This window comes from Streptomyces sp. R35 (assembly GCF_041053035.1).
Lineage (GTDB): Bacteria > Actinomycetota > Actinomycetes > Streptomycetales > Streptomycetaceae > Streptomyces > Streptomyces lutosisoli.
In genome coordinates this window covers 10,341,481-10,365,283 of record NZ_CP163440.1, presented here as the reverse complement: position 1 = coordinate 10,365,283, position 23,803 = coordinate 10,341,481, and the positions used below count along the sequence as shown (strand labels likewise).

25 protein-coding genes and 3 pseudogenes are annotated in these 23,803 nt (G+C 70.3%); 13 read left to right on the top strand and 15 right to left on the bottom strand.

The window, feature by feature from the left end; all coding sequences use genetic code 11:
• Positions 1-4 precede the first annotated feature (4 nt).
• Complete coding sequence (locus AB5J50_RS46610; RefSeq protein WP_369264597.1) at positions 5-547, bottom strand: flavoprotein; 543 nt, start codon at positions 545-547, stop codon at positions 5-7.
• A gap of 49 nt (positions 548-596) precedes the next feature.
• Positions 597-1,055, bottom strand: coding sequence for a nuclear transport factor 2 family protein (locus AB5J50_RS46605; protein WP_369264596.1), 459 nt, complete (start codon positions 1,053-1,055; stop codon positions 597-599).
• Positions 1,056-1,160: 105 nt separating this feature from the next.
• Here AB5J50_RS46605 and AB5J50_RS46600 point away from each other — a divergent pair, with 105 nt between their 5' ends.
• Complete coding sequence (locus tag AB5J50_RS46600) at positions 1,161-1,763, top strand: TetR/AcrR family transcriptional regulator (protein ID WP_369264595.1); 603 nt, start codon at positions 1,161-1,163, stop codon at positions 1,761-1,763.
• A gap of 60 nt (positions 1,764-1,823) precedes the next feature.
• Here the strand turns inward: AB5J50_RS46600 and AB5J50_RS46595 are convergent, their stop codons facing one another.
• A complete protein-coding gene (locus tag AB5J50_RS46595) occupies positions 1,824-2,018 on the bottom strand; it encodes a ferredoxin (RefSeq protein WP_327435337.1) in 195 nt (64 codons plus the stop codon).
• Positions 2,019-2,036: 18 nt separating this feature from the next.
• On the bottom strand, positions 2,037-3,269 hold the full coding sequence (locus AB5J50_RS46590; RefSeq protein ID WP_369264594.1) for a cytochrome P450: 1,233 nt from the start codon (positions 3,267-3,269) through the stop codon (positions 2,037-2,039).
• Between the two features lie 366 nt (positions 3,270-3,635).
• On the opposite strand from AB5J50_RS46590, the gene AB5J50_RS46585 reads away from it, so the two are divergent.
• Positions 3,636-4,268 carry a LysE family transporter gene (locus tag AB5J50_RS46585; protein WP_369264593.1) on the top strand — a complete coding sequence of 211 codons (633 nt, stop codon included), beginning with the start codon at positions 3,636-3,638 and terminating at the stop codon, positions 4,266-4,268.
• 144 nt (positions 4,269-4,412) lie between these two features.
• On the top strand, positions 4,413-4,874 hold the full coding sequence (locus AB5J50_RS46580; RefSeq protein ID WP_369264592.1) for a carboxymuconolactone decarboxylase family protein: 462 nt from the start codon (positions 4,413-4,415) through the stop codon (positions 4,872-4,874).
• A gap of 45 nt (positions 4,875-4,919) precedes the next feature.
• On the opposite strand, the gene AB5J50_RS46575 is transcribed toward AB5J50_RS46580, so the two are convergent.
• A complete protein-coding gene (locus AB5J50_RS46575; RefSeq protein WP_327434054.1) occupies positions 4,920-5,378 on the bottom strand; it encodes a nuclear transport factor 2 family protein in 459 nt (152 codons plus the stop codon).
• 165 nt (positions 5,379-5,543) lie between these two features.
• Here AB5J50_RS46575 and AB5J50_RS46570 point away from each other — a divergent pair, with 165 nt between their 5' ends.
• Positions 5,544-5,987, top strand: coding sequence for a nitroreductase family deazaflavin-dependent oxidoreductase (locus tag AB5J50_RS46570; protein ID WP_369264591.1), 444 nt, complete (start codon positions 5,544-5,546; stop codon positions 5,985-5,987).
• 63 nt (positions 5,988-6,050) lie between these two features.
• Here AB5J50_RS46570 and AB5J50_RS46565 read toward each other — a convergent pair whose 3' ends face one another.
• Positions 6,051-6,740 carry a DUF4386 family protein gene (locus AB5J50_RS46565; RefSeq protein WP_369264590.1) on the bottom strand — a complete coding sequence of 230 codons (690 nt, stop codon included), beginning with the start codon at positions 6,738-6,740 and terminating at the stop codon, positions 6,051-6,053.
• Between the two features lie 142 nt (positions 6,741-6,882).
• Here AB5J50_RS46565 and AB5J50_RS46560 point away from each other — a divergent pair, with 142 nt between their 5' ends.
• From AB5J50_RS46560 to AB5J50_RS46550, 3 genes are all read left to right on the top strand, one after another.
• On the top strand, positions 6,883-8,841 hold the full coding sequence (locus tag AB5J50_RS46560) for a histidine kinase (RefSeq protein WP_369264589.1): 1,959 nt from the start codon (positions 6,883-6,885) through the stop codon (positions 8,839-8,841).
• Positions 8,829-9,461 carry a response regulator gene (locus tag AB5J50_RS46555; protein ID WP_369264588.1) on the top strand — a complete coding sequence of 211 codons (633 nt, stop codon included), beginning with the start codon at positions 8,829-8,831 and terminating at the stop codon, positions 9,459-9,461. The genes AB5J50_RS46560 and AB5J50_RS46555 overlap by 13 nt, the downstream gene beginning before the upstream one ends.
• An 82-nt stretch (positions 9,462-9,543) precedes the next feature.
• Positions 9,544-9,867 (top strand): DUF4235 domain-containing protein, encoded by a 324-nt coding sequence (locus AB5J50_RS46550; RefSeq protein ID WP_369264587.1) that lies wholly within the window; start codon positions 9,544-9,546, stop codon positions 9,865-9,867.
• Positions 9,868-9,931: 64 nt separating this feature from the next.
• On the opposite strand, the gene AB5J50_RS46545 is transcribed toward AB5J50_RS46550, so the two are convergent.
• Together AB5J50_RS46545 and AB5J50_RS46540 are read right to left on the bottom strand one after the other, a co-directional pair.
• A complete protein-coding gene (locus tag AB5J50_RS46545; protein ID WP_369264586.1) occupies positions 9,932-10,393 on the bottom strand; it encodes a pyridoxamine 5'-phosphate oxidase family protein in 462 nt (153 codons plus the stop codon).
• Between the two features lie 165 nt (positions 10,394-10,558).
• Complete coding sequence (locus AB5J50_RS46540) at positions 10,559-11,293, bottom strand: TetR/AcrR family transcriptional regulator (protein ID WP_369264585.1); 735 nt, start codon at positions 11,291-11,293, stop codon at positions 10,559-10,561.
• Between the two features lie 141 nt (positions 11,294-11,434).
• Here AB5J50_RS46540 and AB5J50_RS46535 point away from each other — a divergent pair, with 141 nt between their 5' ends.
• Both AB5J50_RS46535 and AB5J50_RS46530 read left to right on the top strand, forming a co-directional pair.
• Complete coding sequence (locus AB5J50_RS46535; RefSeq protein WP_369264584.1) at positions 11,435-12,928, top strand: APC family permease; 1,494 nt, start codon at positions 11,435-11,437, stop codon at positions 12,926-12,928.
• A gap of 11 nt (positions 12,929-12,939) precedes the next feature.
• On the top strand, positions 12,940-14,571 hold the full coding sequence (locus tag AB5J50_RS46530) for an amidohydrolase (RefSeq protein WP_369264583.1): 1,632 nt from the start codon (positions 12,940-12,942) through the stop codon (positions 14,569-14,571).
• Positions 14,572-14,606: 35 nt separating this feature from the next.
• On the opposite strand, the gene AB5J50_RS46525 is transcribed toward AB5J50_RS46530, so the two are convergent.
• Positions 14,607-15,035: a hypothetical protein gene (locus AB5J50_RS46525; RefSeq protein ID WP_369264582.1), complete on the bottom strand. Its 429-nt coding sequence runs from the start codon at positions 15,033-15,035 to the stop codon at positions 14,607-14,609.
• Positions 15,036-15,060: 25 nt separating this feature from the next.
• Between AB5J50_RS46525 and AB5J50_RS46520 the strand changes: the two genes are divergently transcribed.
• Positions 15,061-16,791, top strand: coding sequence for a hypothetical protein (locus tag AB5J50_RS46520; protein ID WP_369264581.1), 1,731 nt, complete (start codon positions 15,061-15,063; stop codon positions 16,789-16,791).
• A gap of 63 nt (positions 16,792-16,854) precedes the next feature.
• Here AB5J50_RS46520 and AB5J50_RS46515 read toward each other — a convergent pair whose 3' ends face one another.
• From AB5J50_RS46515 to AB5J50_RS46495, 5 genes are read right to left on the bottom strand one after another with little or no spacing between them, the layout of a single operon-like run.
• On the bottom strand, positions 16,855-18,102 hold the full coding sequence (locus AB5J50_RS46515) for a cytochrome P450 (RefSeq protein ID WP_369264580.1): 1,248 nt from the start codon (positions 18,100-18,102) through the stop codon (positions 16,855-16,857).
• Positions 18,099-18,704 (bottom strand): ATP/GTP-binding protein, encoded by a 606-nt coding sequence (locus AB5J50_RS46510; protein WP_327434041.1) that lies wholly within the window; start codon positions 18,702-18,704, stop codon positions 18,099-18,101. The genes AB5J50_RS46515 and AB5J50_RS46510 overlap by 4 nt, the downstream gene beginning before the upstream one ends.
• Complete coding sequence (locus tag AB5J50_RS46505) at positions 18,685-19,056, bottom strand: DUF742 domain-containing protein (RefSeq protein WP_330309353.1); 372 nt, start codon at positions 19,054-19,056, stop codon at positions 18,685-18,687. Before AB5J50_RS46505 ends, AB5J50_RS46510 begins: the two co-directional genes overlap by 20 nt.
• Complete coding sequence (locus tag AB5J50_RS46500) at positions 19,053-19,463, bottom strand: roadblock/LC7 domain-containing protein (protein ID WP_327434039.1); 411 nt, start codon at positions 19,461-19,463, stop codon at positions 19,053-19,055. The genes AB5J50_RS46505 and AB5J50_RS46500 overlap by 4 nt, the downstream gene beginning before the upstream one ends.
• Before the next feature lie 5 nt (positions 19,464-19,468).
• Positions 19,469-21,196: an ATP-binding protein gene (locus AB5J50_RS46495; RefSeq protein WP_369264579.1), complete on the bottom strand. Its 1,728-nt coding sequence runs from the start codon at positions 21,194-21,196 to the stop codon at positions 19,469-19,471.
• Positions 21,197-21,601: 405 nt separating this feature from the next.
• Between AB5J50_RS46495 and AB5J50_RS46490 the strand changes: the two are divergent.
• Together AB5J50_RS46490 and AB5J50_RS46485 are read left to right on the top strand one after the other, a co-directional pair.
• Positions 21,602-22,519, top strand: a pseudogene (locus AB5J50_RS46490) (cytochrome P450); the annotation flags it as partial.
• 163 nt (positions 22,520-22,682) lie between these two features.
• Positions 22,683-22,739 (top strand): annotated as a pseudogene (locus tag AB5J50_RS46485) (hypothetical protein); the annotation flags it as partial.
• A 159-nt stretch (positions 22,740-22,898) separates the two neighbouring features.
• On the opposite strand, the pseudogene AB5J50_RS46480 reads toward AB5J50_RS46485, so the two are convergent.
• Positions 22,899-23,530, bottom strand: a pseudogene (locus AB5J50_RS46480) (zinc-binding dehydrogenase); the annotation flags it as partial.
• A gap of 150 nt (positions 23,531-23,680) precedes the next feature.
• Here AB5J50_RS46480 and AB5J50_RS46475 point away from each other — a divergent pair.
• Entirely contained in the window at positions 23,681-23,794 is a 114-nt protein-coding gene (locus tag AB5J50_RS46475) for a hypothetical protein (protein WP_369264578.1), read from the top strand.
• Positions 23,795-23,803: the final 9 nt, after the last annotated feature.

Below are 23,803 nucleotides of genomic sequence, written 5' to 3'. Positions count from 1 at the left end.
GGGGTTACTGCCCGCACATGCCAGGGGTGAGCAGGTCCAGCACCCGTTCCCAGTGGAACTCCCGTCGCCCGCCGTCCTGTTGCGGCTCCCCGGTGTACGGGTCACCGAACCGGACGCCCATCCCGCGCAGCCGCTCGATGCTCGCGCGATAGGCGGGGTGGGCCGCCAACGCCTCGTTCACGCAGGGCAGTACGGCGATCGGTACCCCGAGGCCGTACGCCTCGCACAGCGTTCCCAGGGCGAGGGTGTCGGATATGCCGGCCGCCCACTTGTTCACGGTGTTGAAGGTGGCCGGTGCGACGGCCACCGCGTCGGGGGCCGGGAAGGGACGTGGGTCGCCCGGGGACCGCCAGGCGGACCGGATGGGGCGTCCGGTCTGCGTCTCGACAGCCGTCGCGTCGATGAAACCGAGGCCCTGGGGGGTGGCGATGACGCCGACCTCCCAGTTCCGCTCCTGGGCCGCGGTGATCAGTTTGCTGATGTCCTCGGCGATGCCCGCCGCGCAGACGACGACGTAGAGGAAGGGCTTTTCGGCGTGTTCACTCACCCGGAAACCCTAATGAACACACGGGACTTCGCATGAACACACGGGACCTCTACCGCACCGGGAAGGAGTCCCCGCGTTCCGACTCCGGCCGCGGGCCGAAGATCCGCCGCTCCTTCTCCTCGATCCGTACGTCATGGATGCCGGCCTCCCGCCGCGTCATCAGACCGTGCTCGTCGAACTCCCACAGCTCATTGCCGTACGACCGCCACCACTGGCCGTCGGCGTCGAGCGACTCGTACTGGAAGCGGACGGCGATGCGGTTGCCGTCGAAGGCCCAGAAGTCCTTGCGCAGGGCGTACTCCCGCTCGCGCGCCCACTTCGCCGTGAGGAGCTCCACGATCTCGGCACGGCCGGTGACGAAGGTGTCCCGGTTGCGCCAGACGGAGTCCTCGGAGTAGGCGAGCGAGACCTTGTGGGGATCGCGGGTGTTCCAGGCGTCCTCGGCGGCCTGGACCTTCTGGGCGGCGGTCTCACGGGTGAACGGGGGCAGGGGCGGGCGGTCGGTCATGGCGATTCCTCGGGCTCGACGATCTCGAAGCAGTGGAGAACGAGCGTTCTCCGTCATGGCTGCTAATGTAGAGAACGACCGTTCTCACGTCAAGGAGTCCCCCGCATGGACAGCACGACCGCCCGGGACCAGGCCCTCGCCCTCGCTCGGGAACAGGCGCTCGACGCCGCGGAGGAGCTGTTCTACGGCCGCGGCATCCAGACCGTCGGCATGGATGACATCCGCGGCGCGTCAGGGGTGTCGCTCAAGCGGCTCTACCAGCTGTTCCCCGCCAAGGAGCGGCTCGTCGAGGCGTATCTGGAGCGGCGCGATGTCCGCTGGCGGCAGCGGCTGGCCGAGCACGTCGACCGGCACGGGGAACCGGAGGAGCGGATCCTGGCGGTCTTCGACTGGCTCGGGCAGTGGTTCGCGGAGCCCGGCTTCCGGGGCTGCGCCTGGATCAACTCGTACGGGGAGCTCGGCACCACCTCGCCCCTCGTCACCGCTCAGGTCACCGCTCACAAAGAGGCGTTCAAGGACTACCTGAGAGACCTCGTGGCCGACGCCGGGCTTCCGTCCCCCCTCGCGGACCAGCTCTATCTGCTCGCCGAGGGCGCCATGGTCACCGCGGGCATCACGCGGAGCACGGAGCCCGCCGGCCAGGCGGCCGACGCGGCGCGGGTACTGATGTCGAGGGCGAGGGCGAGCGGGTCACGGCGTACAGGGTGATCGCCGACCCCGTACGCCTGCACCGACTCGGCCCCGCCACCCTTGAGAAGTGATCCTCTTTCAGGTCTCGGACACCGTGATGGCGCCGACCGGACAGGCCCGTGCCGCCTCCCGCACCATCGCGTCGCCGCCGCCGTCCTCGCGGCCCGGCAGCACCTCGCTGAATCCGTCGTCGTCCTGGGTGAAGACGCCCGGGGCGGCGAGGGCGCACTGGCCCGCGCCGATGCAGACGTCCTTGTCGATGGAGATGTCGATGTTCATGCCCGCAGCCTCTTACCAGGTCACGGGGAGTTCCAGCATCCCCTGGATCGTGTCTCCGGGTTTGAACGGGATGGCATCCACCGGTGCGGCGAGCCGCAGCCCGGGGAACCGGTCGAAGAGCGACAACAGCGCGATCTCCATCTCGGCCCTGGCGAGGTTCTGGCCGAGGCACTGGTGGATGCCGAAGCCGAACGCCACATGGTGGCGGGCCGAGCGGCGCCAGTCCAGGGCGTCGGGTTCGGCGAAGGTCCGCGCGTCACGGTTGATGACGGAGGTGGAGAAGACGACGCCCTCGTCGGCGCGGATCGTCCTCCCGGCCACCTCGATGTCCTCGGTGGCGACGCGCAGCAGCCCGTCGGCGATGGACAGGAAGCGCAGCAACTCCTCCACGGCGGCGGGCATCAGCGTCGGATCGGCCCGCAGTTCGGCCAGCTGTTCCGGGTGCCTCAGCAGGGTGAAGGTGCCGAGCGAGATCATGTTCGCCGTCGTCTCGTGCCCGGCGACGAGCAGGATCGTCGCCAGCGAGATCAGCTCCTGGCGGTCCACCGTCCCCTCGCGCAGCTGATCGTGGATGAGCTCGTCGAGGAGTCCGTCCCCGGGATCCCTCTGCTTGCGGTCGATCAACGAGCCGAAGTACGCGTCCAGTTGGTCGCGCGCGTTCTCGATGTCGGCCGCGGCGGGACCGCGCAGCAGTCTGCGGGACTGTTCCTCGAAGAAGTCGTGGTCGGTGTACGGGACGCCGAGCAGGACGCAGATCACCATGGAGGGCACGGGCAGCGCGAAGGCGTTCACCAGCTCGGCCGGCGGGCCCTGCGCCGCCATCCGGTCGAGGAGCCGGTCGACGGTCTCCTGGATGCGCGGACGCAGCGCGGCGGCCCGCTTGAGGGTGAAGCTCGGGACAAGCATGCGGCGTTGGATGTGGTGCTCGGGGTCGTCGAGGCCGAGCAGCGCGACACGGCGGTTGCGGGCCTCGGCGAACCGCTCCGTGGGCGACGGGAACGCGGGCCGGGTGCGGTCCGACGACAACCGCGGGTCGGCGAGGAGTTCACGGGCGGTGCTGTGGCCGGTGACCACCCACACGCCGCGCCCGTCGAACAGGGAGATCCGCGAGAGCGGGCGCGCCTCGCGCAACGGGTCGTAGGCGGTCGGCGGGTGGTAGGGACACGTACGGTCCTGGGGGAAGGCGATCGGCTCTGTCGTGGCGGATTCGGTCGCGTCGGGCTCTGTCGTGGGGGGCTCTGTCATGGATGACCTCGCAAGCGATCAAGCGATGGTTCGCTCTTGCCGATCTTCATTAGATGCCCGGGGCATCTACACGGCCACGCGAAGTTCGGCCAGATGCGCCGGACGCGTGATCTGGCCGAAGCGTGCGGGGACCGATGCCGCGTTCCTCGGGTTTCCCGTCCGCGCCGCTGTCCCGGTGCCGCGGGCATGGCCTGTTCTCCTCCGTGGCAGCCCCTGGGTAATTGGCTTGCGTGGGCAGATCCGGTGACACCAGGATCTGCCCATGTCCACGATCGAAGCCTTCCTGCCGCCGACCTCCGCCGCCGCTCGTCCGGTGCGGGTCCAGCAGCAGCCCGGCCGACCGCGGAGGCCTACGCTTCCCCGGTCGTGACCGCCGCGCTCGTCGCGGGGCTTCTCGCGGGCTTTGGCATCGCCATGCCCGTCGGAGCGGTCGCGACCTATCTCGTCTCCCTCACCGCTCGTACGTCCCTGCGGATCGGTGTGTGCGCCGCGCTGGGCGTGGCGACGGCCGACGGGCTGTACGCCCTGGTCGCCGCGCTCGGCGGTTCCGCGCTCGCGGCCGCGCTGCAGCCGATACTGCTCCCGCTGCGCTGGGCCTCGGGACTGGTGCTGGCCGCGCTGGCGATCCGCGGCGCGGTCACCGCGTTCCGCCAGTACCGCGGGCGACGGCTTGCCGCCCGCTCCGGCGAGGATCCGCCACGCCCGGCGCGCGCCTATCTGGCACTGCTGGGGATCACCCTGCTCAACCCCACCACGGTGATCTACTTCGCGGCGCTGGTGCTCGGCAGCCGTACCGCCGAGGCGGTGCGCCCCCTGGAGCAGGGCGTGTTCGTCCTCGCCGCGTTCGCCGCGTCCGCGAGCTGGCAACTCCTGCTCGCCGGGGGCGGCGCGCTGCTCGGCCGGACCCTGACGGGACGTCGGGGACGGCTGGTGACGGCGCTCGCGTCGAGCGCCGTGATCACGGCGCTGGCCGTACGGATGCTGATGGCCCCGCCATGAGGGCGAGGAGGGCGGAGAAGCCTCCCGCCACCCTTCCTCGATCTTTCTTCAATCTTTCTTCGCCGGGCCTGTCACATTCCCCCGATCGGCTCCGTCAGTGGAGTGACAGCGCAGAAAGCGCCGCGAACTCTTGAGGAGAACGTCATGCAGGCACGGATGAAGAACCCGGCGATGATCCTTCCTGGCGCCATGGAGGCCATCCAGGGTCTGTACAAGGCCACCTACAAGGGCGGTGTCCCCCAGCAGACCCTGGAGCTCGTCCATCTTCGGGCCAGCCAGATCAACGGGTGCAGCGCCTGTGTCGACGCCGGTGGCCGGGGCGGGAAGAAGGCGGGCCTGACGGACGAGCGTCTGTGGTCCGTCGCGGCCTGGCGCGAGGCGCCGTACTACTCGGACGCCGAGCGGGCCGCGCTTGCGCTGGCCGAGGAGATGACCCGGCTGAACGACCGTTCCGGCGACGCGGTCTCCGACGAGCTGTGGGACGAGGTCGCCGACCACTACGACGAGCAGCAGCTCTCCGCGCTCATCCTCTGGATCGCGACGACGAACTTCTTCAACCGGCTCAACGCGACGATCAAGGAGCCGGCGGGCGCCACCTGGGGGTGAGCCGGGTACCTGGTTCGGAGTCCTGGCCCAGGACCAGGTCCAGGGCTAGGACTCGGATGTGGGCTCGGGCTCGAAGGCGCGGGCTACGGCGAGGCTGTCCTCGTACACGTGGTGCCGTACGACCAGGCCGTCCTCGACCGTGAGGTGCAGGGCGAACCGGGCGCGATAGGCGCGTCCGGTCGCCCCGGCCGTCTGGCGGATCTCGCCGAGTACGACCGCCTCGGCGCCGTCGACGAGGATCCGTTCGATCTCGGTGGCCGCCCGGCCCGGCACATGATGCGCGGCCAGTGCGCGGTAGTGGTCCGCGGCGTCGGCCCGCGTGGACCTGTGGCGGATCCATGGCGTGTCCGCGCGCCCGTGCTCGTCCTCCGGCCAGCTGAGTTTCCAGTCGCCCCGCTCCGCGTACAGCTCGGCGATCCGCTGGGGATCGCCCTCCCCCATCCGGCGCAACAGCTCCTCGACCACGGCGCGTGTCGTCGAGGCGTGGTCAGTGATCACGGACATGGGTCGGCCCCTCTGTCGTCTCGGTGCGGGAAACGGCTCCACCGTGCCGCACACGTACTCCGAACGCGATTACACGCGAGGTAATGGTGCGGAAGATTCGCGTCCGTACTGGTGTTGAATCGTGCCGGGACAACATCGGTACGACGTGACGATGGGACGGAAGTCATGCCTCTTCAGGGCGAGTACGAACCCAGCCCGACGCAGTGGGTGCGGGAGCAGGTGGAGCTGTACGAGAGTTCCGGTGGCACCAAGGGCACGACATTGATGGACACGGGTCTCCCCGTCATCATTCTCACGACCCGTGGCGCCAAGAGCGGCAAGATCCGCAAGACCCCGTTGATGCGCGTCGAGCACGACGGAAGCTATGCGGCGGTCGCCTCGCTGGGCGGCGCCCCCAAGCACCCGGTCTGGTACCACAACGTCAAGTCCGATCCCCGCGTGGAGCTCCAGGACGGCCCCGAGCGGCGGGAGTTCACGGCCCGCGAGATCACCGGTGACGAGAAGGCCCAGTGGTGGGAGCGCGCGGTCGCCGCGTATCCCCCGTACGCCGACTACCAGAAGAAGACCGACCGGGAGATCCCCGTCTTCGTGCTGGAGCCGACCGGCTGACGGGCGCACACACGGCTGTGGCCCGTACCGGCCCCCCGCGCCGGTACGGGCCACTCCCCCTGGTCAGGCGGCCGTCTGCCGCCACGCCTGTCCGGCGATGAGGATCGCCGCCACCGCGCCCGGCAGCGCCGCCACCGCTCCCGAGGTCCCCGACGCGAAGACGAAGCCCAGCGGTCCGCCGACGAAGAACAGGGCGGAGATCCACCACGGGACCACCCGCGAGCGCAGCAGGGCCACGGTGATGAGCAGCGTCGCCAGGATGGTGGCCAGTGCGCCGGGGCCGATCAGGGCCATCACACGGCCGTCGTGGTCATTGACGTAGTGCACGAAAGAGCGTCCGGCCGTTTCGTCCAGGGCCGCGGTGTCGGTCGCGTACGAGTAGACGACGGCGATCGCGGCGAGTCCCGCGGCGAGGAACGCGCCCGAGAGCACCGCCACCACGGCGCCGATCCGGGCGAGTACGGCGCCGCGTTCACGCACCAGGACGCAGACGGCGATCGCGAGCCCGACCGTGAACACGGCGATGCCCACGCCTCCGTAGGCGTAGAGCGCCCAGAAGGAGCCACGGTTGTCGGCGACCTTGTCGTAGGAGTTGCCGTTGCTGGGATCTCCGCCCGGCGCCAGCCAGGTCAGCAGGAAGTTCATCACCTGTCCGACGACGACCGCGACGAGGGCGACCGTGGCGAACGGCCGCAGGCGGGGCGAGGGCAGGGTGTACGTGGGGCGCTCGGGCGTGGCGGTGTGGGCGGTCATGGCGGTCTCCCGATGTGTGACGTGATGGGGCGTCACTGCACTGTCGCGCGCCGGGAGTTGGTGGCACATCAGGGCTGGCACTGGGAGAGCCTGCGTGTCAGTACGGATACCGACGCCCGCCCTCCGGCCCTACCGTGAGCGCATGCCCTGGCCTCGCCGACTCTCCCTGGTCACCGCGTCGTCGACGGCGATCGTGGCCGCAGGGGGCTGCGCGCTGCTGTTCCTCGACCCCGGCCCCGCCGTCGGAGACGTCCTCACGGTCGTCGGCGCGGCCGTGGTGGGGGCCTTCTCCACCGGGCTGGGCCTGTTCGTCTCCGGCCGCCGCCCCACCAACCCCGTCGGCTTCCTGCTCACGCTCATCGGCCTGGTACCGCCGCTGATCATGCTCAGTGACACCTACGCCTATGTGAGCGTCGACCGCTCGCGCCTGCTGCCCGGCGCCGAGGCCGCCCACCAACTCGGCGCCGGAATATGGACGTTGTGGTATGTGCCGGTCATGCTCCTGGTACTGGTCTTCCCGGACGGACATCTGCCGGCGGGCCGGTTCCCGCGCCTGGTGCTGTACGGGGTGCTGATCGACCCGGTTGTCTTCGAGGTGCTCGCCACCCTCGACCCCACCCCGTACGACCCGCCCTTCGAGGACTTCGGCCACCCGCTTCCGACGGGCCCCATGTCTCTGCTGTGGGTCGCCTACCTGTCCCTCGGCCTGCTCATGGCGCTGCTCGTCGCCTCGATGCTGGTGATGCGGCGCCGCTACCGCACGGCCGAACCGGTGCAGCGGGCCCAGGTGAAGTGGTTCGCCCTCGGCGCGGTCGCGCTGCCGGGCACGCTGCTGTCCTGCTGGACCGACTACCTGCTGTTCGGTGAGGTCGGGGTCTTCATCTGGCTGGGGCTCCTCGCGCTCTACCTCGGCGTTCCGTCCCTGACCGCGCTGGCGATCCTGCGCCACGATCTGTACGACGTCGACCGCGCCGCCAGTGCGGTGATCACCTGGGCCGTGGTCACGGCCGGGCTGCTCGCCGTGTACAGCGCGGCGTCCGCCTCCGGCGGGCTCGCGCTCGGCCGGGGCAGCGCCCTCGTGGCGTCCGCCGCGACCGCGCTGGTCGCCGTGGTACTCGTACCCGTCAAGAACCGGGTACGCCGCCGGGTGGACCGGCGCTTCTATCCCGTGCGCCAGGCGGCGCTGGCCGCCGTACGGGCCCTGGAGCGCGCGGTGCACGAAGGGCGGGCGCGTCCCGAGCAGTTGGAGGAGGCGCTGCGGGACGCGCTGCGGGCACCGGAGCTGCGGGTGGGCTATCTGCTGCCGGGCGGAACGGAGTTCAAGGACATCGACGGCATACGGGTCACGGCGGGCCTCGAAGTGCGGGCGGCGGGCCGGGCGATCGGCGTGATCGACGGGCCGTGTCCGCGCGAGGTCGCCACCGCCTGTGCCTCGCTCGTCGAGACGGTACGGCTGCGGGCCGAACTCGCCGGCGCGCTCGGCGAGGTGGAGGCCAGCCGAAGCCGGCTGCTGCGGGCCGGATACCGCGAACGGCGGCGCCTGGAGCGGGACTTGCACGACGGCGCCCAGTCGCGGCTCGTCACGCTCGGCATGGCGCTACGGCTCGCCCAGCGTCACCTGGATGACGACACGGTGGACGTGGACGGGCTGCTCGACCAGGCCGTGGCCGAACTCGGCACGGCTGTGGCGGAGTTGCGCGAGCTGGCGCACGGACTTCGGCCCAGTTCGCTGGACGACGGGCTCGGCCCCGCGCTCGAAGCGCTCGCCGCGCGGGCGCCGGTGCGGCTGGACTGGCGGCTCGACGAACGGGAGCTGCCCGACGACATCGCGACGACCGCGTACTTCGTCGCGAGCGAGGCCGTCACCAACGCGGTGAAGCACGCGGAGGCCGCGAGCATCGGGGTCGTCGTACGCGAGGACGGGGACGGGGCGGTGCGCGTGACGGTGCGCGACGACGGCCGGGGCGGCGCCGATCCCCGTACGGGGTCCGGGCTTTCGGGACTCACCGACCGGGTGGCCGCGCTCGGCGGGCGGCTGCACATCACCAGCGGGGCAGGTGCCGGGACGACCGTGGAGGCGGTGCTGCCATGCGTATCGTGATCGGCGAGGACTCCGCGCTGTTCCGGGAAGGACTCGCGCGGCTGCTCGCCGACGCGGGGCACGAGATCGTCGGGCGCGCGGGGGACGCGCCGGCTCTCGTGGCGGCCGTGGCCGAGGCCCGGCCCGATCTGGCCGTCATCGACGTACGGATGCCGCCGGACCTCACGGACGACGGGGCGCGGGCCGCCCGGCAGGTGCGAGGCGAGTTCCCCGAGCTGGGCATCGTGCTCCTGTCTCAGCACATCGAGACCCGTAACGCGGTGGAGCTGGTCGCCCAGGGGCGCTTCGGCTATCTCCTCAAGGACCGCGTCTTCGACGTCGAGGACTTCCTGGAGGCGCTGCGCCGGGTCGCGGCCGGCGGTTCCGCCCTCGATCCCGAGGTGGTCGCGCGGATGCTGGGCGCCCACCGGGACCCCCTCGCCTCCCTCACCGCGCGCGAGACGGAGGTGCTCGGGCTGATGGCCGAGGGACGCACCAACCTGGGCATCGCCCGGCGGCTGTGGCTCACCGAGCGCACCGTGGAGACGCACGTCGGCTCGATCATGGCGAAGCTGGGCCTCGCGACGGGCGAGGAACACAATCGGCGGGTACTGGCGGTGCTGGCCTATCTCACGGCGTGAAGACAGCGGGAATCGGGGACAGTTGGGCGGGCAGCCTTACATCCTTGACCGAGAGGCGAACCGGAGAGGCGAAGGAGACCAGGTGTCCAAGAAGAACAAGAAGAGCAAGAAGCTCAAGCTCCCCCTCGCCTACAAGCCCCTCGGCCTCGCGCTGAGCTGGGCGGGCGGTGCCCTCGCCGGACTCGCCTTCCAGCAGACCTGGAAGGCGATACGTCACGAGGAGGACGCGCCGGACGCGCTCGACCGGGACCGCGGCTGGGGCGAGGTGCTGCTGGCTGCCGCCCTCCAGGGCGCGATCTTCGCCGTCGCCCGCAGCGCGGCGGACCGCACGAGCGCGAAGGCCGCCGAGCGCTCCACGGGTGTGTGGCCGATCTCGGACAAGGGCGCCCGGGACGGCGGGGACTGAGGAGTCCGCGCTCCCGGGCACCCCTGTACGGCGCACCGCGCGCAGGCACCCCGTACGGCGGGATTCAGTCGGTCACGAGCCACTCGCCGTCGCGCATGAGGTCCCGTCCGGAGATCTCGTTGGCCTCGCGCCAGGCCTGCACGCGCCGCGGGGTGACGCGGAAGTAGAGGTAGGCGGTGGTGAGTTGACGGGGGTCGAAGCCGGTCTTCGCGGCGAAGGCGTCGCCCACCCCGTCCGCCAGCTCGGCGGGCTCCAGCGTCTCGACGGTCCCCTCGACCATGACCACGTCGCGGGTCGGGCCGATGCCCAGGCGTGTCCTCCCCGTCGTCCGCAGGTTCCGGCCGGTCGGACTGGCGGCCGGGGTGGCGAACAGCAGGGTCGTGCCGTCCCAGAGGTAGGACAGCGGGATCAGATAGGGCAGTCCCCCGTCGCCGTCGGCCGTGGACACCCAGGCGTCCTCGTCGTTCTCCAGCCGGTCGAGGGTGTCCTGCTTGCGCTGCTTCGTGGTGCGGGCTGGCGGGTTCATCGGCGGGCAGCCTCCTGGTGGCCGTCGTACGGACAGGTCTACTAGGGATGACGTAGGAGCGCCCTTCAGTGTGACGCGCCGGGTGTTCTCGGCGTGAGCCTCTCCTCGTTCCTGCGCTCCGTGATCTCGTCTATGCGCTCCCGTTCCTGTGCTCCGTGATCTCGTCTATGCGCTCCCGTTCCCGTGCTCCCGGATCTCCTGGAGCCGGGCCGCCGCCGCGGTCAGCAGCATGTCCAGTGCCACCGGATAGCCGCTGCGCCGCATGTCCGCCACCAGGTGGCGGGCCGTCGCCGCGATGTTCGGGTATGTGTCGGCGGGCAGCCGGGCGTAGGTCGCCCGCCACACGCCCGCCTCCGCCTCGCGGGCGGCCTGCGGGAGGGCGAGGCCGGCCGCGTCGAGCGCCGCGAAGGCCAGCGCCTGGTCGACGAACGCGTGGTAGATCCGGACGGCCTCGGGGTCGGGGAAGCCGGCGCCGCGCAGCACGCCGATGATCATCTCCACGGCCTCGATCTCGTGGACCCGGCCCGTCACCCGGTAGGAGCTGAGCACGGCGGCCTGTGGATGCGCGAGCGACCCGGCGTGCATCCGCAGACCCAGGTCCCGCAGGTCGGTGCGCCAGTCCCCGGTGGGGTGCCAGGTGCGCAGGTTCCGGCCGATGAGTTCGTCGGCGATGGCGAGCAGCAGGTCGTCGGTGTCGCGGAAGTACCGGTACAGGGCGCTCGGGTCGGCGCCGAGGGCGAGGCCGAGGCGGCGGACGGTGAGGGCGTCGGCGCCGTGCTCCTTGAGCAGTCGCAGCGCCGTCTCGACGATCAGCCCCTCGGAGAGCACCACACCGGTCTTGGTGGGGCGCCTGCGCCGCCGGGCGGCGGGCGGCACGACTCGGTCGTTCGTGGACGTCATGGGCTCTCCCGCCGGTTCCTGAGGGGCGCTGCCTCCGGTGCGGGCACCTTATGTCAACAGCGTTGACGTGTTAAGGCCCCGGGCAGTTTCATTTCCGGTCATCGGGCCGGAATCAGGCCCCGGGTGCGATCGGAGCAGGCCATGACGCAGAAGCCGTACGGTGTGGATCCCCCTTCCCTGCGCAAGACCCTCGGCGTCGCCGACGGCGTCGCGATCGCCGCTTCGAGCACGGCGGCGACCACCAGCATCGGCATCGGTCTCGGGGTGACGGCCGGGGTGGTCGGGCTGCATCTGCCCGCGATCATGCTGCTGGCCTTCCTGCCGATCCTCGGGATCGCGGGCGCCTACTCCCGGCTGAACCGGGTGGAGCCGAACGCGGGCAACGGCTATGTGTGGGTGGGCCGTTCGCTCACGCCCTGGCTGGGTTTCCTGGTCGGCTGGGTGAGCATCGTGGCGACGGTGGCGTTCCTCGCGTACACCACGGCGGTGACCGGTTCGGCGATGATCCAGCTCGCCGGTGAGGCGGGGCTGCACAAGGTGGCGGGCCTCGCGCTCGACCCGGATTCCACCGCCCAGACCACCGCCGTGGGCATCCTGGTCCTCGTCGCCGTCACGCTCACCGCGATCACCGGGGTCAAGACCGCCGCGCGGCTGCAGAGCGGGCTGCTGGTCTTCGAGTACGTCGTCCTGCTGGGCTTTTGCGGATACGGCATCGTCACGGGGCCGCACCCCTTCAGCCTGAGCTGGTTCGACCCCTTCGCGATCCCCTCGGCGTCGGCGCTGGCGCAGGGGCTGCTGCTGTCGGTGTTCTGCTACTGGGGCTTCGAGGCGGCGTTCACCGTGAACGAGGAGGTGCGCGACCCCCGGGACGCCTCGCGGGCCGGAACCATCACGCTGGTGACCATGCTGGGGCTGTTCCTGCTCGGCTCCATCGCCTTCCAACGCGTGCTGTCCGAGGACGAGTTGGCCGGGCACGGCGCCCAGGGGCTGGCGTTCTTCGGCGACCGGCTGGCCTCGCAGCCGCTGGCCGCGCTGCCGCTGGTGGCCCTGATGTTCTCGGCCGTCGCCTCGCTCCAGGCGGGGGTGATCCCGACGGCTCGCGGGATGTTCGCGATGAGCCGGGACCGCACGCTCGGGCCCGTGTGGTCGAAGGTCAGCGCACGGTACGGGACTCCGGCGATCGGGACACTGCTGATCGGCGCGATGGCGACGGTGGTGGCCGCCCTCGCCCTGGTGATCCCCCGGCTCGCCGACATGATCATGGCGACGGTCAACGCGGTCGGGATCGTCGTGGCGCTCTCCTACGCGCTCACCGCCCTCGCGGCGGCCGTCCGCTTCCGGGGGCTGCTGCGAGAGGACTGGCGGCAAGGGATACGGGCCGTGGTCCTCCCCTCCTTGAGCGCCGCGTCGCTGCTCGCGCTGGGCGGCTACCTCGCCTGGTCCTTCTACACCTCCACCGACCACTTCGAAGTCAGCGCGGACAACGGGTGGTTCCTGCTGCTCACACCCGCTTTGATGATCTTCTCCGGTTTTGTGGCCGCCGCGTGGGCGAAGTGGGTCCGTAAGTCCCCGTACTTCCGTACGGGACACGGCACCGACGCCGACGCGCCCCAGTTGCTGGTCACATCCAACTAAGGAAACAGAACATGCACGCAGACCTCCTCTTCACCGGCGGCCCGGTCCTCACCCCGGCGGGCCGCACCGCGACGGCCGTCGCCGTCACCGGCGACCGGATCACCGCCGTCGGGAACGCCGAGGTCCACGACCTGACCGGCCCCGGGACCGAAGTGGTCGACCTGGCCGGGCGGCTGCTCCTGCCCGGGTTCCAGGACGCGCACGTCCACCCGGTCCCGGCAGGCCTGGAGCTCACCCAGTGCGACCTGACCGGGGCCAGGACGGCCGAGGACACGCTCGCCGCCGTCCGCGCGTACGCCGACGCGCACCCCGACCGGGAGTGGATCACGGGCGGCGGCTGGTCCATGGAGGCCTTCGAGGGCGGTACGCCGACGAAGGAACTGCTGGACGCGGTCGTACCGGACCGGCCGGTGTATCTGCCCAACCGTGACCACCACGGCGCCTGGGTCAACAGCCGTGCCCTGGAACTCGCGGGCGTCACCCGGGACACACCCGACCCGGCGGACGGGCGGTTCGAGCGGGACGCGTCGGGCGAGCCCACCGGCATGCTGCAGGAAGGAGCCATGCAGTACGTCGGCCGGATCACCCCTGCGGCCACCCCGGCGGACCGGCTCGCCGCACTGCTGCACGCCCAGCGGCATCTGCACGCGCTCGGCATCACCGCCTGGCAGGACGCGCTCGTCGGGACGTTCCTGGGCATGGAGGATCCGTCCGAGGCGTATCTGACGGCGGCCCGCGACGGTTCGCTGACCGCGCGAGTCGTGGGCGCCCTGTGGTGGGACCGCGCACGCGGGGCCGAGCAGATCCCCGAACTCGTCGAGCGACGCACCGCGTTGAGTCACGGCCGGTTCCGGGCCACCAGTGTCAAGCTCATGCTGGACGGAGTGGCCGAGAACGGCACCGCCTCTCTCCTCGACCCCTACTTGGACAAGTGCGGCTGCGCGACGGCCAATCGGGGCACCAGCTTCATCGACCCGGCCCGACTGCCCGCGTATGTGACCGAGTTGGACGCTCTCGGCTTCCAGTGCCACTTCCACGCGCTGGGCGACCGGGCCGTACGCGACGCCCTGGACGCCGTCGAGGCGGCACGGAAGGCGAACGGGCCGAGCGACACGCGTCCGCACCTGGCGCATCTCCAGGTCGTGCACCCCGACGACGTGCCCCGCTTCGCGCACCTCGGCGCCACGGCCAACATCCAGCCGCTGTGGGCCGCGCACGAGCCGCAGATGGACGAGCTGACCATCCCGTTCCTCGGATCCGAACGCGCCGCCTGGCAGTACCCGTTCGGGGCACTGCTGAACTCCGGGGCACGGCTCGCGGCGGGCAGCGACTGGCCGGTCAGCAGCCCCGACCCGCTCCAGGGCATCCATGTCGCGGTCAACCGTGTGAGCCCCGAGGAGCCGGGCCCGGTGTTCCTGCCCGCCGAGCGCATCGACCTGACGGCCGCGCTGACGGCGTACACGGCGGGATCGGCGTACGCGAACCACCTCGACGACACCGGGAGCGTACGGGCGGGGGCGCTGGCGGATCTCGTCGTCCTGGACCGCGATCCGTTCGACGGGGCGGCTGAGGCGATCGGCGACACGCGGGTCGCACAGACGTATGTGGGGGGCGCGCGAGTATACGCAGCGCAAGAGGCGTAGGCAGTAACGGACATCACGGTGAGGTCACGCGTAGATCATTTACGCTCTGGGCAGCCTCGTAGCGCTTCACGGTTCAATTTTCGGCCATAGAAGCTGAGTTCGAGTGCACGGGTGGCCATGTCGGCCACCCGTTCGCAGGGCGGGGGGATTCCGTCTCGCCGTCTCCCGGAAGGAAGCGCATGCCTCAGGACGTCACGTTCGACCTCCCCTTCGACATGCCCGTCAGCAGACATCTGGAGCACACCCAGAATCTCCCTGGCCCTCGCCTGACAGGCCGAGCGCTTCCTGATCAACACAGCTGAGCCGGAGAGCATGAATCCGGCATGGACGAGCGGCTCGCAGCGCTCGAGAACCGAGCGGGCCCGGGGCAGTTCGTCCTCGAAGGTCAGATAGGCGATCCGCTCCACTTTCTCGGCTTCAAGACGCGACCGGCCAGCAACCACGGCCGATCGCTCCGTTGTCATGACCACAGCTTGTTGGGAGACCGGCGTGAAATCTCGAGTCGTAGATGCCGCTTCGAAGGCGTCCGCCGACAGCTTGATCCCGGCGCAGCCAAGCGCCCAGGTCCAGCCCACAGAGGCGGGGAACGCCCTGGCCCGCCTCTTCGTGGAACGCGTCCATGGGAGTACGCAGGAGCACCGAAGGTTCCAGAACGCCGCTCAGCAGCGGCTGAACGCACTCGGATCCCCGCACGCCGGCACCACGCTGCATGTGGAGGGAGCCGTCCATCTGGCGCAGCCCGCGTTCCTCCCGCCCGACGAGGAGGGATACGCCAGGCTGAGGCACCTCGACGCCGGCCTGCGCGTCATCGAAGCAGCCTTCCCCCAGGTCAGCACCGATATCGAGATCTGCCGGCTGACCTGCACGATGCTGGAAGGGGCCTGGCGGAGCCGGGCCCTCGCCCCGCCGCACGAGGAGGAGCGGACAACCGGCTGCGCCTGCCCTCTGTGCCGTCGGTTGCCCACGCCCCCCGCACGCACGCTGGATGACTACGGCTGGCGGCAGAGCGCCGGTCGTCCCCTCACCGTCAAGACCTGGCCATACCGCGAGGAACTCGACAGTGTCCTGACCGGTGGATGGACCTTGGCCCGGCAGATGAACGACCTGGAACAAGACCTTGGCCTCCGGCACTCGTTCGAGGACGACATCCTCCTCTTCCACGAATACAAACGCGTGATCGATACCATCGACACCGCGCGCCTCACCCAGCTCATCGAAGGCCGTTTGGCCGAGAGTTTCAGCACCAACACCGCCAGGGCCCTGGTCTGCGGGCTTTTCGCAGCCCATAAGCGATCCGTCGACGAGTACTGGCTCCAGCAGCACCACGCGGGCAGCGTCTCGCTCCCTCAGACCAACCCACTCAGCCAGAGCACCTACTCACTCCTGCAGATGCTGGACTGCCTGTTCTGGCACGTCTCACCCGACACCGAACTCTGGCAGGAAGAACACCTCGCCTCCCTGCTGCTGTGCCGCGTCATCGACGACATGACCGACGTACGAGCCGACGCCCTCACCGGCGAGATCAGCAACTTCTGGCTCGCCGACATACCCACCCACACCAAGGTCCTCTACGCTGCCTGCGCCATCGCCAGCGTCAAGTACGGCTGCATGCCCGAGGCGCATCCCCCCATGTGGAACACCTGGCTGATGCCCAGCACCGTCGTCTGGTTGGGGCTGACGGGCCGCCACGCCCTGTGGTTCGACGGCATCACCGAGGGCCTCCCCCCGGCCGAGGACTGCCCGCTGTGCGACCTGCAGCCCAACGCATGCACCGGCATCCTCACCCACGGCACCACCCTCACCTTCGCCCCGCGGCCCACCGCGCCGGCACTGAGCGCCCGGACCGCCGAGCTGTCCGCACGCTGCCGAGCCGAACACCCAGAGACGTGGCCCCTCTTCGACGCCGAGCTCCATGCCTTCGAAGCACTGCACGGCCCCTGGTACGGCAACATCGACAGCACATGGGAGATCCTGCGCCGCACCTACATCGCCGCCGTGGAGGCATCCAGCGCCGCACCGTCCCCGGAGCGCGCTCGTCATGTCCAACAAGACGCCGGCGTAGTCGGATCCGAAACGTTCTACACCCTGTACGACCCGCAAACCGGGAGGGAAGACACCGCGCTGCTCGCCTACATGTTCGGCTGCGCCCACCCGCATTTCCTCTGGAACGCCACGGGATACCGTCCCACGGGCGTCGAGGGCGACTGGCTCGACGGCTGACGTCTCAAAGCCGGGTAAGGCAGCGCCCTGCCCGGTCGGGTTTCCGACCGGGCAGCGGCGTGTTCACACCGGGAACTCGACGGGCAGCCTGTCCAGGCGGGAATCCCAGGTGGAGGCGGTCGTGGTGAGCTCATCCGCCGGCACAGCCAGCCGCAGGCCCGGCAGCCGGTGCAGCAGGACGTCCACCGCAACCTCGATCATGGACTGCCCGATGCTCTGCCCGGGGCACTCGTGCGGGCCCGCGCCGAACGCCAGGTGCGCCTGGTTGCCCTGCACCGAGACACCCGGGTCGGGCCGGACCTCGGAGTCGAGGTTGCCCGGGGCGAGACCGAGAACGAGCAGGTCGCCCTCCTCGATGCGGTGCCCGCCCAGTTCGACATCGCTGGCGGCGAAGCGCCCCGGCAGGACGGCCAGCGGCGGAGAGTCCCACATGACCTCCTCCACCACCGCCGAGATGTTCAGCTCACCGCTGATCAGCCCGGAGAGCCGGGAGGCGTCGGTCAGGACCAGCTGCAGCACCCGGGCCAGCAGATTGGTCGTGACGTGCGCGGCGATCAGCACCACGCGCAGATGATGGACGACTTCGTCGTGGTCGAGGGCCGCGTGATGCTCCAGCAGGCCGGTGGCGAGGTCGGAGCCTGGTTCGGACCGCCTGCGCTCGGCGAGTTCACCGAAGATCTCCCTGATCATGCCGTCGTGCACCACCGCGTCCTCGCCGCCCTTGAGCACCTGGGCGCAGGACTCGACAAGCCGGCGCCCCTCCGCCTCGGCCAGCCCCAGAATGCGGGACATCACGAGCATCGGCAGCAGGTCGGCGTAGTCCGCCACCAGATCGGCGCGGCCGCTGTCCGCGAACGTGTCGATCTGCTTGTTGGCGAAATTCGTGGCGTGGCGCCGGACCCCGCGGCCGGCAGCAGCCTGCAGTACGTCGTTGACGGCGCCGCGCAGCCTGCGGTGCTCCTCGCCGTCCAGGGACACGCAATCGGGACGCCAGCCGAGCATCGGAACCAACGGAGAGGTCTCCGGGATCCGGCCCTCCCGCCAGTCCCGCCAGTTCCGCGAGTCCCGGGCGAACTGGCGGGGGTTGTCGAGCACCCGCCGACTGTCCCGGTACCCCAGCACCAGCCAGGCCGGGACGTCACCCTCCAGCAGTACCGGCGCCACGGAGCCGTGCTCCTTGCGCAGCCGCTCGTAGATGCCGAGCGGGTCGGTCGCCGCCTCCGGCCCGTACAGCCGGGTGAGCTCGGCCGAACCGTGGGCGACGGGGCAGCCGCGCGGTGCCTCGGGATCGTTTAAGGGCTGGGCGTTCATCGGGACTCCAGTGCGACGGCAGAGCGTTCCTTCAAGTGACGTATCAGGGCGACGAGGACGTCACGGCTGGAGGTCCGGTCGCGGGCGTCGCAGGCCACGATCGGGGTGTGCGGGGGGATGTCCAGGGCGTCGCGGATCTCTTCGATCGGGTGGTCCTTGGAGTCGGGGAAGACGTTCAGGGCGATGACGAAGGGGACGTCCTGCCGTTCCATCTCCTCGATGGCCCGGAAGCTGGAGGCCAGCCGCCGGGTGTCCACCAGGACCACCGCCCCGAGGGCGCCCTTGAACAGCCCGTTCCACAGGAACCAGAACCGTTCCTGCCCCGGCGTTCCGAACAGGTACAGCACCAGCTGGTCGTTGATGCCGATCTTGCCGAAGTCGAGGCTGACGGTGGTCTCCTGCTTGTCCGCCACCCCGATCAGGTTGTCGACGTCCGCACTCGCCTGGGTCAGGGTCTCCTCGGTGGTCAGCGGCTTGATGTCGCTGACCGAGCGCACCATCGTGGTCTTTCCGGTGCCGAAACCGCCGGCGATCATCACCTTCACCGAGCGGGTGCCCCCGTCCGTCTGCCGGTCGGGATGGTCAAAGCCTTTGAAGTCCACTGAGTACCTCCTCAAGGAGCGCGAGGTCGGGCCCGCTGCCGGCGCCTGACGCCGGAATGGGATCGCGGGCTTCGACGCGGCCTGCGTCCAGCAGATCGGCCAGGAGCACCGCGAGAATGTTGAAGGGCAATCCGAGGTGGGCGCCCAGTTCGGCCACCGACAGCGGATCGCGGCAGCGCCGGAGGATCTCCTCGTGCTCGTGCTGCATGCCGGGGACGGCCGCGGCGTGCGAGACGATGAGGGTCGCCACGTCAAGAGTCGACGCCGAACCGCCCGGTCCGCTGCGGCCACCGGTGAGGACGTAGTAGCGCTCGAGACCGGACGGGTCCGTGGGCCGGCGGGGACCACTCATCCAGAGTGCTCCTCCAGGCGCGGCGTGGTGCCGAGAAGCTCACCCATCCTTCGCGCGAGGTCCCTCATCTGGTGTCCGAGCAGGCCCTGGTCAAGCCCTTCCTTGGCGAGGACTCCGAGGTACGTCTCCACGCCGGCCCGCACCACGAAGAGATGGCCGCCGTCCACCTCGATCATCGCGAGGCGCAACTGCCCCGCGTACTGCGGGAACTGCGCGGCGACGGGCTGGGCCAGCGCCTGCAGGCCCGCGACCACAGCGGCGAAGCGGTCCACGTCGTCGGGGTCGTCGGCGCCGTAGGAGGTGATGGCCTTGCCGTCGCTGGAGGCCACGAGGGCGAAGCGGATCTCCTGGATGCTCTCCGTCAGATCGCGGAGCGCCCAGCTCACGTCGGTTCCCTGTTGCGTCATGTGGACTAGTCGCTCTCTTCAGTGCGGTGCTCGTTGGACTCGCGTCCGGCGGTCGTCTCGCGTACGGCATCCGCGGCCGGCTCACGCGGCGGGGCGCTCTCGCGTCCGGCGGTGGCGAAGGCCGCGAGACCGGCGAACGAGGTGTCCGGCGGCACGGCGGCCACGGGCTCCTCGGTCCGCTCGACGGACCTCACCGGTGTGGCCGGCGCGTCGGTACGCCTGCTCCTGCGACGCGGCAGACCGCCGGGCGTGGTGTCCACCTCGCCGGCGCCGGCCGCGGGCGGGGCCTCCACCGACTCGCGGGCGGACGCGGTCTCGACCGCGGCGGCCGGGGCCACCGGTTCCGCGACGGGGGCGGCCAACGGGCTGAAGTACTTGTGGGGAACCACGACGACCACCGAGGTGCCGAGCCAGGGCGAGTCCGAGAAGGTGACCCGGATGCCGTACCGGCGCGCCAGGGCGCCGACCACGCGAAGCCCGAGGTTGGCGTCCTCCGAGAGGCCGCCGAGCCCGGGGCCGGCCGCGACGCCGTCCAGTGACTGCTCGGCCTCGCGCTTCTTCTCCTCGTTGAGGCCCTTGCCCGCGTCCTGGATCTCGATGCCGACGCCGTTGGGGACCTCCTTGCCGGAGACGACCACGGGTTCGGTGGGCGGCGAGTAGCGCACCGCGTTGTCCAGAAGGTGGGCGAAGATCAGCGTGAGGTGGTCCACCAGACCGCCGTCGACGCCGAGTTCGGGGAGATGGCGGACCTGGACGCGGTCGAAGTCCTTGATCCGCCCGATGCCGCCCCGGACCACGCTGAGCAGCCGCTGCGGTTCCTGCCACTGGCGTCCGGGCCGGTCCGAACCGCCGAGCACGCCGATACTGGCGGCGAGACAGTCGGCGGGGCCGATCTCCTGGTCCAGTTCCATCAGGCCCTGGGCCACCGCGGGCAGCCGGCCGTGCTCGCCCTGCATCTCGTGCAGACGGCCGCGCAGCTTGCTCGTCAGCACGTGGATACGGTTGCCGATGCTGATCACGGCCTGCTCGGCCGAGGTGGAGCGGTCGAACTCCTCCTCGACACCGATCAGCGCGGTCCTGAGCACCTTGCGGATGTCGGCGCGCAGCTCGGGGCTCGCGTCGCTCTCCTCGGCGACGGACATCAGGATGTCGTCGATGGCGTCACCGGCCCGCAGCCGCTTGAGCGCGTCGGGCAGACGGGTGTCACCGAGCCGGGCGATCGCGTCCTGTTGCAGGGCGAGTTGCTCCTGCCAGACCTGCCCCTCTTCGGTGAGTCGGGACTCGTAGCCCTGCGCCTCTCCGGTGAGCCGCGCCTCGTAGGCCTTGGCCTCCTCGGCAAGTCGCGTTTCGTAGGCGTCGACCTGCTCGGCGAGCCGCGCTTCGAAGAGCTGGGCCTGCTCGGACAGCTGGCCCTCCAGCGCGGACCGCTCGGCCGCGAACTTCCGTTCCAGACCGGCCACATGCTGCTGCCACTGCTGCGAGTGCTCGGCCTGCTGGGCGCGGAAGTCGCCGCTGTTGCGGCGCAGTTGGTGCTGGGCGCGGAGGAGAAGTCGTACGCAGACGGCGCCGGCCGCGGTGGCCGCGGCGCCGACGAAGGTCGCGGGTATCTGGATCTGGTCGGGTCCCGCGACGGCGGTGACGACCGTTCCTGCTCCTAAGGCGACCGGCATCAGCCACCAGCTGTACCAACCGACCGGTGCCCGCGCCGCCGGGGGCGGAGTGGCAAGTTCCATCTGCATCCTTCGAAAGCAACACGATCGAACGGGGGGTATGCAGGCGCCGAACGCGTCGAGCACGCGGCGCGAGGGCGACCGAGTGTGTTCGCGTCAACTCGCAGCGCCGCAGGGGAGCTTATCGGGTTTGAGATCGAAAGGATCAACTCCCCTCCGTATAACGGCGAGTAATCGATCACGCTCCGACAGGAGTGCTCATCTCGACAATTCCGTGCGCTATCACCGCAATCGCTGACACGAAGCTGCGATTCAATCGGCGGAAGGCGTCGCCCACACTCCGAGCAGGGAAGTGATCACGGCGCCATCATCGTGAAGGGACTCACTGAACGCCGTGACTGCCGCAACGCCTCCCCCCATACCCAAGGCAGCGGGTCACTCCCTCTGCTCGGCCACGCGATACCGCTCATGCGCGACAACCTCGCCTTCATCGCCCGACTGCGCGACTACGGACCCCTCGTCGAGATACGCCTCCAGCCTCAGCAGCCGACCATCGTCGTCAACGACCCGGCGCTGATCCGCACCATGCTGGTCGACCTCGCCCCCACCCTCGACAAGGGCCGCTTCTTCGAGAAAATGGGCCAGCTGCTCGGCGACAGCGTGGTCACCGCCGCCGGCGCCGAACACGTACAAAAACGCCGCCAGTTGCAGCCCGCCTTCCGGCACACCGAGATCGCCCGGTACGTGGACCTCATGCGCGACCAGGTCACCACCACCATGACCACCTGGCGGCCGGGCCAACTCCTCGACGTACGCGAGGTCATGGTCAAGCTCAGCGTGGACATGCTCGCCGCGACCGTCTTCTCGGGCAGCATCGACGAACAGGCCTTCCACCAGCTGCGCCGGGACCTGTCGGTCGTCATGAACGGCGTCGGCACCCGGATCATGCTGCCGGACTGGGCGAAACGCCTGCCGCTGCCCGCCAACCGGCGCTTCACCGCCGCCCGCGACGCCGTGCGCGCCACCATCGGCGACGCGGTCGATCAGCTCCGGGCCTCCGGTCGCGACAGCGGTGACATGCTCTCCATGCTGCTCCAGGCCGAGGACGAGGGGAGCGGCAAGCCGCTGACGGGGCACCAGATCTGCCCGGAGATCCTCACTCTCGCGGTGGCCGGCACGGAGACGACCGCGTCCGTACTGTCCTGGGTGCTCTACGAGCTCGCCCGCAACCCCGGCATCGACGAGCGGGTCCAGGCCGAACTCGACGAGGTCGTCGCCGACCGACCGGTCACCTTCGACGACTTGCCCCATCTGCCCTATCTGGGCCGCGTCATCACCGAGGCCCTCCGTCTGCACCACACCGGCTGGCTCGTCACCCGCCGCACCCTGCGGACGACCCGTATCGGTGCGTGGGAGATCCCGGCCGGGACCGAGCTGGCACTGCCAGCACGCCCTGCACCGCGATCCCGAACTCTTCCCCGATCCACTGACCTTCGATCCCGACCGGTGACTGAACGACGACCAGGCCCCGCTCTGAGAAGGATCGTTTCTGCCCTTCGGTGCCGGGAAGCGCAAATGCATCAGCGATCGTTTCGCCCAGGCCGAACTCACCACGGCGATCGCCACCCTCACCCGGGACTGGCGCCTCGAACTCGCGCCCGGCCCCGCGAACGGACCCGGCGGAGTTCACACGCCACAGGGGGCTGACACCGCGAGTCACCACCGGCGGCCCCGACCGGTCTCCTGCCAGGAGCCTCACCCCGGGCTCGGCCTCCGTGATGCCGAGCCCGGGGCCGGGTGCCAGGGACAGGACTCCGGTCTTTCCCATGTGGGCGTTGTTCTGGACGAGTCGGGCAGCCTCCGCCGTGTCCGCGAGCGGGTAGGTGGCGGAGAGGGCGGGAGTGAGGTGGCCGAGGCCGAGGAGGCGGTGCACGGCCGACTGCTCCTGAAGGTTGGCGCCGTGGCTGCCGATGACGCGTTTGAGGCGCATCCAGAGGTAGCGGCTGTCGAACTCGTGCATGTAGCCCGTGCTGGAGCCGCAGGGGTGACGAAGGTTCCGCCGCAGCGGACGACGAAGACGGAGACGCCGAAAGTGGCGCGGCCGACGTGCTCGAAGACGATGTGCGGGTCGTCGCCGGTCGCGGCCCGGACACGCCGGCCGAGCCACTTGCCGACGGTCATGGGATCGGCCGGTTCGCTTCCCGTGAGGCCGATCTCCTCGCGGTTGATCACCGCGTGGCAGCCGAGGCGGCGGGCGTACGCGGCCTTCGCCTCGCTGCTGACCACGCCCACCGCGATCCCCCCGCCGCCCCGCACGAGTTGCACCGCGTACGCGCCGAGGCCGCCCGCGGCTCTCCAGATCAGGACGACGTCGCCCTGGGTCATGCGGGCGCGGCGCGGGAACACGCGGATGGTGCGCTGCCAGGAGCATCTGACGACGCAGCTGCTCTTCCGCGACGAGGCCCTGGTGGGCGCGATGGCCGAGCGCCGACTGCGCCCGCTGGACGCGATGCGCTCGCCGTGCACCCGCAGACGGTGCGGTATCGGATGCGGCAGCTGGACGAACTGTTCGGGGACCAACTCCACGATCCGACGGCGCAGTTCGAGATGCAGCTGGCGTTACGGGCGCTCGCTCTGCGGCTTGCGGCCGCATCCCGCTGAGATCACCAA